The organism is Bacteroides sp. OM05-10AA (assembly GCF_003439055.1).
Classification (GTDB): Bacteria; Bacteroidota; Bacteroidia; order Bacteroidales; family Bacteroidaceae; genus Bacteroides; species Bacteroides intestinigallinarum.
Genome location: NZ_QSUR01000008.1, coordinates 103,943 through 116,153, shown reverse-complemented (window position 1 = coordinate 116,153; position 12,211 = coordinate 103,943). Strand labels below are relative to the sequence as shown.

The 12,211-nt window shown below is 39.7% G+C and carries 7 protein-coding genes; 4 read left to right on the top strand and 3 right to left on the bottom strand.

What is annotated here, in order from left to right; genetic code table 11:
* Window positions 1-13 precede the first annotated feature (13 nt).
* The 4 genes from DXB58_RS08260 to DXB58_RS08245 are packed head-to-tail and all read left to right on the top strand — an operon-like array spanning window position 14 to window position 5,886.
* Window positions 14-1,846: a RagB/SusD family nutrient uptake outer membrane protein gene (locus DXB58_RS08260; RefSeq protein ID WP_369907095.1), complete on the top strand. Its 1,833-nt coding sequence runs from the start codon at window positions 14-16 to the stop codon at window positions 1,844-1,846.
* Between the two features lie 26 nt (window positions 1,847-1,872).
* Window positions 1,873-2,958 (top strand): family 43 glycosylhydrolase, encoded by a 1,086-nt coding sequence (locus DXB58_RS08255; RefSeq protein ID WP_004307466.1) that lies wholly within the window; start codon window positions 1,873-1,875, stop codon window positions 2,956-2,958.
* 3 nt (window positions 2,959-2,961) lie between these two features.
* Window positions 2,962-4,038 (top strand): metallophosphoesterase, encoded by a 1,077-nt coding sequence (locus DXB58_RS08250; RefSeq protein ID WP_008998197.1) that lies wholly within the window; start codon window positions 2,962-2,964, stop codon window positions 4,036-4,038.
* 39 nt (window positions 4,039-4,077) lie between these two features.
* Window positions 4,078-5,886 carry a glycoside hydrolase family 2 protein gene (locus tag DXB58_RS08245; protein ID WP_008998196.1) on the top strand — a complete coding sequence of 603 codons (1,809 nt, stop codon included), beginning with the start codon at window positions 4,078-4,080 and terminating at the stop codon, window positions 5,884-5,886.
* A gap of 184 nt (window positions 5,887-6,070) precedes the next feature.
* On the opposite strand, the gene DXB58_RS08240 is transcribed toward DXB58_RS08245, so the two are convergent.
* The 3 genes from DXB58_RS08240 to DXB58_RS08230 form a co-directional block, all read right to left on the bottom strand.
* Complete coding sequence (locus tag DXB58_RS08240; RefSeq protein WP_004324296.1) at window positions 6,071-9,349, bottom strand: glycosyl hydrolase; 3,279 nt, start codon at window positions 9,347-9,349, stop codon at window positions 6,071-6,073.
* Window positions 9,350-9,460: 111 nt separating this feature from the next.
* Window positions 9,461-10,153: an SGNH/GDSL hydrolase family protein gene (locus DXB58_RS08235; RefSeq protein ID WP_229036760.1), complete on the bottom strand. Its 693-nt coding sequence runs from the start codon at window positions 10,151-10,153 to the stop codon at window positions 9,461-9,463.
* A gap of 60 nt (window positions 10,154-10,213) precedes the next feature.
* Window positions 10,214-12,115, bottom strand: a complete 1,902-nt coding sequence (locus tag DXB58_RS08230) for a beta-L-arabinofuranosidase domain-containing protein (RefSeq protein ID WP_225473442.1) — start codon at window positions 12,113-12,115, stop codon at window positions 10,214-10,216.
* Window positions 12,116-12,211: the final 96 nt, after the last annotated feature.

The following is a 12,211-nucleotide window of genomic DNA, read 5'->3' as shown; positions in this document are numbered from 1 at the left end:
CTAAAACGATTTTATGATGAAAAACAAAATAAAAATATTTCGGAAATTAGTAAGATGTGCATCTATTGCCTTGCTGTCTTTCTCTATGGCTGGATGCGGTGCGGACTTTTTAGATACTACTCCTACCAATAACATAAGCGGTAGTAGTATCTGGACGAAAGCAACTTTGGCCGAACAGGCTGTTATCGGCGTATATAATGTCTTTCTGGATCAATATTGTCCTAACTCCGGCATTTTGGATTCGCACCGGATTCCATGGGATGCTTATTCTTCTGTGATGGATACAGACAAGAACTGGATTAAGCGAATGCCTAATTGTACAGGAGCAGCTACTCCCTCAAGTGGCCTGTTCAGTGATATTTATAAACGTTTTTATACTTTTATCTATCGTGCTAATGATGTGATAGATAATATTGGTCAGGTTCCTGATATGTCGACCGGAGAGAAGCAACGGGCTATCGCCGAATGTAAATTCTTGCGTGCATTTGCTTATATGCGCTTGAATATCTTGTATAAAGGAGTGCCGTTATATATGAATGCAATCACGAGTCCTGAAAACGGTAACAAAGCCCGTTCTTCAGAAGCGGATGTTTGGGCGGCTATACTCCAGGATCTGACAGATTGTGTGAATGAACCCAATCTACCGGGTAAATATAATTCGGGTGACTCTAACTATGGACGGGTAACCAAAGGAGCTGCTTATGCATTACGCGGACAAGTATATATGTGGCAGAAGAATTGGGAGGCGGCGGTTGATGATTTTAATTCTGTGGCTGACTGTGGCTTCGGGTTATATACTAAGGCCGGTGCTACCAGTTATAAGCAGTTGTTGAAAATAGCAAATGAACAATGTGAAGAAATGATATTCTCTGTGCAATGCATCAAGCAATACGGCTACTCCAATACAAGGAACATCACTTACGGCAACCGTTGTACAGCAGGTTCTATGTGGAATAACTATTTGCCTAATCCGCATTTTGTAGAATCTTTTGAGACGGCGACCGGAGAAAAGTTTAATTGGGATAACTACTTGCCGGGCTATAGTGCGATGAAAGAAAAAGAACGTGTGGTGTTTTTTCTACGCGATGGACTGTCTGCGGCGGAAAAGGAACGTATGACTGCCTATGGGGCCGATATGAGCAAATATCTGGATAGTGGCAATGAAGCACGTATCAAAAAAGCTTACGAGAGCCGTGATCCACGTCTGCAAATGGCTGTCATTACCCCTTACGCACAATACAATGGTGCTTCTTCTGGAATAGCTCATACTTATACATTGCGTTGGCCTTATCGTGGCTCCGACAGTGCAGAGCCTTTTGATATCCGTACTGATACAAACGATAAGTTTTACTATCTATGGAGAAAGTTTGTACCTGAAGGTCTGGAACAGACAGAACGTGATACTTATGGATTGGATATTCCATTAATACGCTATGCGGAAGTATTGCTCCTGAAAGCAGAAGCGCTAAATGAATGGGGAAGTACCCATGAAAGCGAAGCAATCAGATGTGTTAATGAAGTAAGACGTCGTGCAGGGCATGTCGAATTGAATAATGCAACTTATCCTGCTACGAAAGTTAACGGGCAGAGTGATTTGCGTGAACGTATCTGGAATGAGTATTACTGGGAAATCGGTGGCGAAGATTCCATGTATTTCCATGAATTGCGTTGGGGAACGTGGAAAGATAAGAAGTTTGATAATAATCGTAACGGTCTGATGCAGATGTGGGGTGAAACGACTTATACCTGGTACTGGTTGGGAGATCAGTGCTGGAGCTGGCCTATTCCTGCTAAAGAAATGGAAATGAACTCGAATTTGGAACAGAATGAAGGTTGGATAAATTAATCTTAGTTTTAACTAATAAAGTATATATGAAAAAATTATCTTTTTTAATTGCAACAGCATTGTGTATCATGGCATGTTCCGGTGGCTCTGACGAACAACCGGATGGGCCGGGTAACGGTAATGGAAATGGGGGTGGGGGGAGTACACCTAACCCTGTTTCATTCTCCAATCCTATAGTCGGCAAACAGTTGCCTGATCCGACAATAATTCATGCGGCAGACGGGAACTTTTATTTGTATGTTACCCAACAGGATAATATCTATATTCCGATTTACAAATCTACTAATATGACACAGTGGACTTATGCTGGGGCAGCCTTTCTGCAAAAACCGAACTGGCAGCCGGACACTCGCTTATGGGCTCCGGACATTAACTATATCAATGGCAAATATGTGCTCTATTATACTCTCGGGCACTGGGACTTGCCTAAGAATAGTTGTATCGGGGTGGCGGTCAGCGACTCTCCTGTAGGGCCTTTTACGGATCACGGAAAACTTCTTGACTACAATTCTGGTACTATGCAGTGCATCGACCCTTGTTATTTTGAAGATAATGGTAAGAAGTATCTTTTCTGGGGAAGTTATAATAGTACTTCTAAAGGCTATGAAGGAGGTATCCGTTATGTAGAGTTAAGTGCTGACGGTCTATCCATTAAAGGGGCTGTTTCCGAAAAGATAGCGGGTCCTTCAATAGAAGGCATCATGGTTCATAAACGCGGGAATTATTATTATCTATTTGGCTCTACGGGTAGTTGTTGTGAAGAGGAAAGAAGTACGTATCGTGTAGTGGTGGGGCGTTCTAAAAATATCGAAGGTCCTTATGTGGGTAAAAACGGTACTGTGATGAAAGAAAATAGTAGTTATAATGAAGTAATTCTACAGGGTAATAACCTGTTTGCCGGAACCGGACACAATTCCGAAATTATCACGGATGACGAGGGTAATGACTGGTTCTTCTATCATGCCTGGCAGAAAGCGAAAATAGATAATGGTCGTCAATTGATGTGTGACCGCATACAATGGAGCAGTGATGGCTGGCCTTATATTACTAATGGCACACCGGCATCCGTATCTCGTGCACCTGTATTTAAAAACGAAGAAGAAAAAGAGTAATCTATGAAACTATTCAACTATTTATTGGCCGGGATATTGTGTGCTTCTGCTACTGCTGTCTCGGCGCAGCATCGGGCTGATCCCCAGAAGCTGGTCGATCCGGAATCCTTTTCTATGATTTTGCTTGGTGATCCACAGGGATATACCAAGTATGATATTAACCAGCCGCTTTTTGATCTTTGCACTGCATGGATTGCGGACAACATAGAACCGCTTAAAATTAAAGCTGTCCTTTGTACGGGGGATTTGGTAGAACAGAATGACAACAATGTGTTAAACCGTAAGATGCTAAATCAGACGAGTCGTGAGATGTGGGAGGCAGCGTCGCAGGCTTTGAAAAGACTGGATAACAAAGTACCTTATATTATTGCCGCAGGCAATCATGATTATGGATACAAAGCCGCAGAAAACGGTCGTACTTATTTTCCTGATTATATTCCTTTTGAGCGTAATTCTACCTGGCGGAATATCTGTGTCAGTGAATTTCCTAATCGTGAAGGCAGGGCGTCTTTAGAGAATTCGGCTTTTGAGTTTGATGAGCCGGGATGGGGAAAGATTTTGGTTATAGCAGTAGAGTTTGTGCCTCGTGATGAAGTGCTGCAATGGGCGAAAAATTTGGTAAACAAGCCGGAATACAAGAATCATAAGGTGATTTTTATCACTCATTCTTATCTTGATATAGGTAATAAGCGCGTTACGAAAGATGGGTATAAGATTTCTCCACAAAACTCGGGGCAGGCTATTTGGGAGAAACTTATTTATCCTTCTTCCAATATCCGTCTCGTACTTTGCGGACATGTGGGAAGAGGCACCGGTGAATATGAGAATAATGTGGCTTATCGGGTGGATAAGAACAGTGCCGGGAAAGATGTATCACAAATGACGTTTAATGTACAATATGTAGGAGGCGGTCCGGAAGGGAACGGAGGGGATGGTTGGCTTCGCATTCTGGAATTTATGCCGGATGGTAAAACGATCAAAGTACGTACTTATTCTCCCTTGTTTGGGATTTCAAAATTGACCAGGCATCTGGCACATCGTACGGCACCTTACGATCAGTTTGATATTATATTGGAATAACTTGACCTAGTAAAAATATTCTTAATAGAAATAATGTAGATGAGAAAAATTGTATGTTCTTTAGTGATACTTATTAATAGTGTTTATCTATTTGCACAGTGGAAACCGGTTGACGGTCGAATTATGACGGAATGGGCGGCGAAAATAGATGTTGAAAACGTGTTGCCCGAATATCCCCGCCCAATTATGGAACGTGCTGACTGGATAAATCTGAACGGATTGTGGAATTATGCTATTTCTCCGATAGGTCAAGCTATGCCACAAAGTTATGATGGTCGGATTTTAGTTCCTTTTGCTGTAGAATCCAGCTTGTCCGGAGTGGGGAAAAGCCTTGGGGAGAAGAATGAACTTTGGTATCAGCGTCAATTCTCGGTTCCCTCCAAATGGAAAGGACATAGGATCTTATTGCATTTTGGGGCTGTTGACTGGAAAGCGGATGTTTGGGTAAATAAGGTAAAGGTGGGACAACATACAGGAGGATTTACTCCTTTTTCTTTTGATATCACGCCTGCCTTGCTGAATGGGGAAAATGAATTGATCGTGAAAGTGTGGGACCCGACTGATAAAGGTCCTCAGCCTAGAGGAAAACAGGTTAGTAAGCCGGGAGGTATCTGGTATACTCCTGTCAGTGGTATTTGGCAAACAGTTTGGCTAGAACCCGTGCCAATCCGGTCGATTGTCAATATCAAAACGACTCCTGATATTGACAGGAATAAGTTGACAGTAGAGGTTATGACAGATCATCAGATGCTTTCAGATAAATTGGAGGTGAAGGTATTAGAAGGAAAGCAGTTGGTGGCTGTAGGAAGTTCCGTAAATGGTATTCCGGTTGAGATTGCTATGCCGTCTGATGTAAAGTGGTGGTCTCCGGATTCTCCGTTTTTATATGATATGGAAATTTGTCTATATTCAGAAAATAAGTTGATCGATAAGGTTAAGAGCTATACTGCCATGCGTAAATATTCAACGAAGCGTGATAAAAATGGGATTGTGCGTCTGCAACTGAATAATAAAGACTTGTTTCAATTTGGTCTTTTAGATCAGGGCTGGTGGCCGGATGGCTTGTATACAGCACCTTCGGATGAGGCTTTAGTATATGATATTCAAAAGACAAAAGATTTTGGATATAATATGATTCGCAAACATATAAAAGTAGAGCCTGCCCGTTGGTATACGTATTGTGATCGTTTAGGGGTTATTGTGTGGCAGGACATGCCGAGTGGTGATAAGAATCCCGAGTGGCAGAATCGGAAGTATTTTGAGGGAACAGAATTTAAACGGTCTGCTGAATCAGAGGCTATTTATCGTAAAGAATGGAAAGAAATTATCGACTGCCTTTACTCTTATCCTTGTATTGGCACATGGGTACCTTTCAATGAGGCTTGGGGGCAGTTTAAAACCCCTGAAATAGCAGAATGGACAAAGCAATATGATCCTTCCCGTTTAGTGAATCCTGCCAGTGGAGGTAATCATTATACCTGTGGTGATATGCTCGATTTGCATAATTATCCCGGTCCGGAGATGTATTTATATGACGCACAGCGTGCAACTGTACTCGGAGAGTATGGAGGAATTGGTTTAGTGCTGAAGGAGCATCTTTGGGAGCCGAATCGTAATTGGGGGTATGTTCAGTTTAGTACTTCCAAAGAAGCTACTGATGAGTATCTGAAGTATGCTAATATGCTGAAGGATATGATTGCACGTGGATTCTCGGCTGCTGTTTATACACAGACTACAGATGTTGAGATCGAAGTGAACGGATTGATGACATACGACCGCAAAGTAATAAAACTGGATGAACAGAATTTGAAGAGGGTAAATACGGAAATTTGTGAAAGTTTAAAGTAAGAAGCCGGATTAGCCATTTGGCTGAACAAGGCAACTCATCTGTAGCCATTCGAATTATAGATATAGTTTGCAATATTATATAATTGAGAAGAGGGTATCTGAAAATGAAGTGACTCCTAAAATTTTTTGTCTAACTTTTAGGGGTCACTTCATTTTCAGATACTTTCTTAAAGAATGAGATGTGTCAATATTTTATTAATCTTATAGGCCCTAATAATCCAGAAGGTAGTAATGCCGAATCAGATTTGAAAAAATGGTAGGATGTATAATATTGGGGAGTTACACCTTTTTGTTGATCACCTATTAGTCCATTTCTCCAAAGGTTGGTGACTTTTATTTCCAGAGTATTTTCTCCAGGATTGATTGCAGCGGTTATATCAACAATAAAAGGAGCTTTCCAAAATGTGCCGCATATTTTTCCATTCACATAAACCTCTGCAATATTTTTAACTGATCCCATATCAAGTAATAGCTTATCCGATTTTTTATAATTCTCCGGTTTGATAATAAAAGAGTTAGTATAAGTAGCAGTTCCAGAGAAGTATCGGATGGAAGGAGATGAGTAGTCGGTGAAGGAAACTAAACTATCCATTAAAAGAGATTCGGAATTTCCTATTTTAGGTTGAAATTTTACAGTCCAGTTAGAATCAATTGTAGTTAATTCTTTTTTGTGAGGTAAAGGAATCTCTTGTTTTATACGTTTAGTGGGTTTTATAAATACAACGAATACAGCATCATTTTGTACCATTGAGAATTTAACAATAGTCCGTCCGTCCTTCATCTCATAAGAAACATCCTCTGAAAGTCCGGTTTCAGGATGCCAAATTTCAGGTTTCAATCCAGATACCCGAAAAGAAACTTCCGTATATAACTCTTTATCAGAAGGATTACTGACCCAATAAATATGACCATGATCAAGCAAGCGGTGTCTGTATTTTAAAGTTATATGTTTATTATTGCGGTATATAAAGTCCGGTTGCACACCTGTTGATTCCAGGATTTCTTCTATAGGAGTATCGGTATAGACGTTTTTTCGGTTGGTATGCCAGATGGAAGTTACTAACGCTTTAAATTCATCAGCATTATCCAAATTGCTTCCGCGAAAAATAGGTTCTCTGCCTAAAACAGCAACACCTTCTTCTACCAAAGATGCTATTTTTTTCAATACTTTGAGTGACATTACTTTGGTATTCTCTCCTAATATTAAAATAGAATATTTTCGTCCGGAAGGAGCTAACAAGCACTTCTTGTCCATCTTGATATCATGCACAAATCCATATGGGTCAATAAAGTCGTATTCATATCCTGCAGGTATGTCCGGAAGAGTATGTGCATATAAACCTGTAATACAATTATCTTCTCCGTAATAGTATAAAATGTCTGCCACATTATTACCTTGTTGAAGCATATAACTACTGCGCGCAAGATAATCTATCCATACTTTTGCTTGTTCAGCCCAAGTTTCATGGCGGTTAAACCATTGCCCGTATTGTATTAATCCAAGTCCCGGTATTTTATCATCCACAGGCTGGTGCGATGTCTCATGAATAACAAAACGATTTAATCCGTTTGCTAAAGCTTTATCTGCGATAGGCTTAATGTTTTCTGGACAACATGCATATGCATGGTGGGCTATAGCAGAGCCAAATTCAGCTGCTACAATGTTTTGTCCATAGATATGGGCGACTGAAGCGCTTTCTCTAATATCCGCTTGTCCCATCTGTTGTGATGAACAGGCACCGGAATTAGGCATCCAAAGTGCTGCCATGGGGAATGTTGCCGTTCTTTTTATTTCCATTCCATCACCTACATATACTCTTCCGTTTTCGTGAGCTTCTGTATATCGTCCTTTTAAACCATATTCTTTTACAATAGAATTTATGCGGTCATAATTTTTACGATACAATTCTGCGATAGCCAGGCGCCAATCGCGAAGAAAACACTCGCTTTCACTTGTGTTTTCTATGATTTCGCCGGTTAAAACAGGCAACCAAGGTAATAAATCATATCCATATTTATGCTTAAAGAAGCTAGGTAACGATGGGGTCCAAGTCTGCCAATGCGCTTCGTAACTATCCGTTATAATATATTGGATTCCGCGTTTTCCCATAAAACCGCCGGCAGCTTCTTTATACATATCCATATAAGTGCGAAAATATGAAAGCCAACTTTCCGGATCAAGTTTATCCACTTCTAAACCGGTAGCCTCGGCTGGGGCAGGATGATTGCGTTTACCTGTAAGTGAATAGCCGAAACGGTAAATGCGCCACTTCCCTTCTGGGACATTCCATTTTAAAATGCCGTTCGAGTCGAGCTTGTTCGTTAATATAATAACATTTTTTTTATCAATGGGAGTATTTGTTTCCGGTGTTGGATAGTTCATCAGGTCGTGCGGAGAAGAAAACCCCGCTTTCTCTTCTGTGTGATTTATCTTTACAGTCGGGTGTAATACAAATTCTGGTATTTGAGTACCCGGAGCATTGTTTGTAGGATTAGGAACAAGTACCCGGAAATAACGTGCTGTTGTTTCCGGAATAGATATGGTTTGCTGAGCATTACCTCCATCCGGAATTCCGCAAACCATCCGATAATCAACCCCATTGTCACTACATTGTAGAAAATTTACTGTTTGAGGAGATTCTGAACGCCATTCTGTACGCAAACGGCCACTGACAAAAGATAAAGCTCTTATCGTTTGCGGTTTGGGAAAAGAATATTCTATCCAACCATATTTATCAAATGGGTTGAACGGTAGAAGCTCGGCATTTGTAAAATCTCCGTCTGTAAGTTTATGTAGTGAGAAATTACCACCACTTGAAGTTATTTCAGCATCTAACTCATTTAACGATAATTCTTCGCTTGGCAATCGTACGGCAATCGTGGCAATATCTTCGTAATATTCGGTATAGTTGTTCATGTTTCGTATGGGGATATTTTGAAATTCCCCTGTCGTGGTATATGGGCTTGGTAGTTTCCCGGAAAACATTTTTTGACCTTCTACCGTGAATGTTCGCCACACTAGTTTTTTCATAGCATTTTTAGGATTTACCCAAGGACCTCCCGTTGAGCTCCATCCTGGAGCACTGGCTATACCGACTTCCATATTTAAAGAGTCTGCTAGATGGATGGCATAGCGGAAGGCTTTTTTCCATTTGGGAGTCATGTATACAAGCCGTTCTTTGACAATCGGTTTGGTATACAAGGAAGCGTCAAATTGATGAAATCCTCCTATTCCGATCCTATTCATCCATAATAAGTCTTTATAGATTCCTTCTTCCGTAATATTACCGTCCATCCAATGCCACCATACTCTTGGTTTTGCTTCTTGTGGTGGATTAATAAATCCCTTGTAGATTTCGTGTTCGGAAGTCAAAGCAGATGCGTGTGTCTTTATTGAATATAAGGTTAGGATATAAGAAAACAAGAGTATTGTTACTATAGGGATATTGTTAAAGTGTTTCATATAATTATAATCGTTAAAAGTATGTTTGAAATTCTAAGTTTCTCGCAGAAAGAAGAAGTGCTTTTTCTGTAAGAAACATGAATCACATAAAATGTAGAGGGGTGTGTTAAATTAACGTATTACTCCCCAAATAGTCTCTGCAATCATTTGCATTCCTTCATCATTGGGATGCGTTATGATAAAATCTTGAGTGATTACATATGGCTTCTTATTTATGTCATAAAGTGTATCGCCTATTTGTGGGCGGACATTATATAGATTATCTATCCAATAGAGTGGCACGTAAGTAAGATCGTTGGTTCGTGCGGCATGAATGATGCTCCGTTCTTTACTGTCGTTTTTCCAGAAACAACCGGTAATAATAACACGCTTTGCTTTGCTCTGACAATATTTCACAAGTCGTGAAATTGCATCTGGAAAAGTGGTAACATCTTGTACATTTTCACCTAAACGTATAATAATGATATCTTTGTTTTTGCAATAAGATCCAATTAGGGAGTCAATATCGCATGATAGATTACGCTCCCAAGATGCAATGTTTAAGGGGGTGACAGTTGAGTTCGGATGATACTTACAAAGCATCTTTTCCAATTGATGGCAATAGTCATATTCTATATTGGAAGCAGCCATACCCCAATCGGAAAACCATTCGATATCTTCTTTTATCGGATGTTTTGTAATAGAGTTTCCTAAACAAAGGACCTGTAGCGGGTCATTGACATTATGCGGTTGTTGGCAGGCGATAAATAACCCTCCACAAATAGCTGTAAATAGTATCTTTTTTATTTTATTGTATTTTTTCATTGTTATAACACGATTAATATTCCGTAATGGCTGGTTCTCCTTCAAGCCAGGCTATCATATTTAGTACTTTTTATAAGGTTCGGACATGGCATGGAATGTTTGTGGTATCCATACCCTGTAACGCCCATTGGGATTCCAATCATTGCCAGAAGAAGAAAAGTCGCAAAAATTGATAAGTTTGGGAGTCTTGTTTTCTACGTTTTCTAAATCCGTACCCAATACGGCAGGAACTGTAAGTGTGATCCAAGGGAAGGTTCCTGTTTTGTTTTTTTTAATTTTCGCTTGTATTACACCTTGATTGTTACACTTAATGGTTGCACATTCGTCTATATCACCATCGTTGAAACGACTGTCTCGTGCGAAAAGTAAAGGACCGCGTACTATGGCTTGAGAATTATTTAGTTTTACGACTTTGGTTTCTATCTTGAAATCAAGTGTCACCTTATCCGCATTTTCCCAGATACGTTCTATGTATAGGTAGCCTCCTTTATGCGTTATTTCCTGCTCCTCTCCATTTATATAGGCTTTCATCTTTTCTATTTGAGTCGGTATACGTAACGCAAGCGTGAATTTCTCCTTTTTTTGTACTCCTATGTTTACATTTACCTTACCATGTATAGGATAATCGCTCTCTACATTTAAATGAACTTTATTTTTTTTATTTAGTGAAATAGTGGCCTGTAAAGGTAAATAGAGGTTGAGATAAATGTGGTTGTCTTTTATTGTACAAGCCGTTTTGGGTATTAGAGCAAACCCTCTTGGTCCATTGGCGTTACAACAATTTATATGCATACCACATTGCTCTTCGCCGGGTTGTCTTCGACCTTCCAATGGGCTGTATTTAGAGATTTGACTGCCGTCATTTTTCATGGTTGCCATCAAAGCGTTGTACATGGTGTGTTCAAATTCTTCTGCATAGAACGAGTTGCCGGTTTTGCATAGCAGGCGATGACATAGTTGCATGTAAGTAAATGTGACGCAAGTTTCCATGGTATGGTATGTAGGCAATGTTTGTTTCTCCTTTCCTTTATACCAGCATTCAAAAGCGGCTCCTGAACCTGCTATATTAATCTCATCTTCTTGGATATTGTTTACTGCTTTCTCTGCAATTTTTATGTAAAAAGGATCATTTACTATGGTGCCAAGTTCTATCAGCCCTTCATAACATGACATCATTTCATAAGCTTTCTGACCATTTTCGAATGACCACCAAGATTTTGGAAAAGCGGAACGCTCAGAAACAGGAATGTTTTTCAATGTTTTAGTTATCAGTTGAGAACTCCCTTCCCGTTCGATAGAAGAAACAATGCTTTTGGCAAAAGATAAATATCGGGGATTTCTGGTAATATCGTATAAATAAACCACAGGCTCCAAAATGGAGCAACTGGCCATGCCTAAATAATAACCGGTTGCAGCAATATTAATATTATGTATTTGTAATTGTTCCATGAGATGGTTTATCAGTCGTTCAACTGCATTCAAGGCTTTTTTATCGCCGGTGAGCCTATAATAAGAAAGCAAGGAGAGCGAAGTGTATTTTCTTCCCCAAATATCCCAATTGGTCAGTTGTGCTTCTCGTTTGTAATTTCCTATATATCCATCACTTGTTTGGGTATTCATGAGCTTTTCTACGCTGTTTGTTATCAAATTATACAATTCTTTATCCTTTGTATATTGGTATGAAGCTATTGCCCCGAGTAGCCATTTTCCGAAAAATTCAGATTGCCAGAGATGATCCTCGTTTCGATGCTTGAAAGGCTCGATTAGGTGGTCTGTATTTTGGGATTTTACTCGATGTTCTATGCAGGTGTTAATGCGATTGCCGATATAGCCATCAATATGAATATTTTCTATGTTATATTCTTGAGAGAGAGCTGGTAGTATATTGAGTATACATAATCCGATAATCCATTTTTTATAGTTCATATATTTTTGAGTATTAATTGTTTTCTGCAAATTCATTTGTCATATGTATTGTGTTATGGTAATATTTTTGTGTGCAAATTTGACAAAAACTATACTGGCAACTGTTTTTAACTATTAACAGCTGTCGGCAAT

Bases quoted from the DNA above. Each gene is read 5' to 3' on its own strand.
- DXB58_RS08260 (WP_369907095.1), top strand. From the start codon at position 14: ATGATGAAAAACAAAATAAAAATATTTCGGAAATTAGTAAGATGTGCA.
- DXB58_RS08255 (WP_004307466.1), top strand. From the start codon at position 1,873: ATGAAAAAATTATCTTTTTTAATTGCAACAGCATTGTGTATCATGGCA.
- DXB58_RS08250 (WP_008998197.1), top strand. From the start codon at position 2,962: ATGAAACTATTCAACTATTTATTGGCCGGGATATTGTGTGCTTCTGCT.
- DXB58_RS08245 (WP_008998196.1), top strand. From the start codon at position 4,078: ATGAGAAAAATTGTATGTTCTTTAGTGATACTTATTAATAGTGTTTAT.
- DXB58_RS08240 (WP_004324296.1), bottom strand. From the start codon at position 9,349: ATGAAACACTTTAACAATATCCCTATAGTAACAATACTCTTGTTTTCT.
- DXB58_RS08235 (WP_229036760.1), bottom strand. From the start codon at position 10,153: ATGAAAAAATACAATAAAATAAAAAAGATACTATTTACAGCTATTTGT.
- DXB58_RS08230 (WP_225473442.1), bottom strand. From the start codon at position 12,115: ATGAATTTGCAGAAAACAATTAATACTCAAAAATATATGAACTATAAA.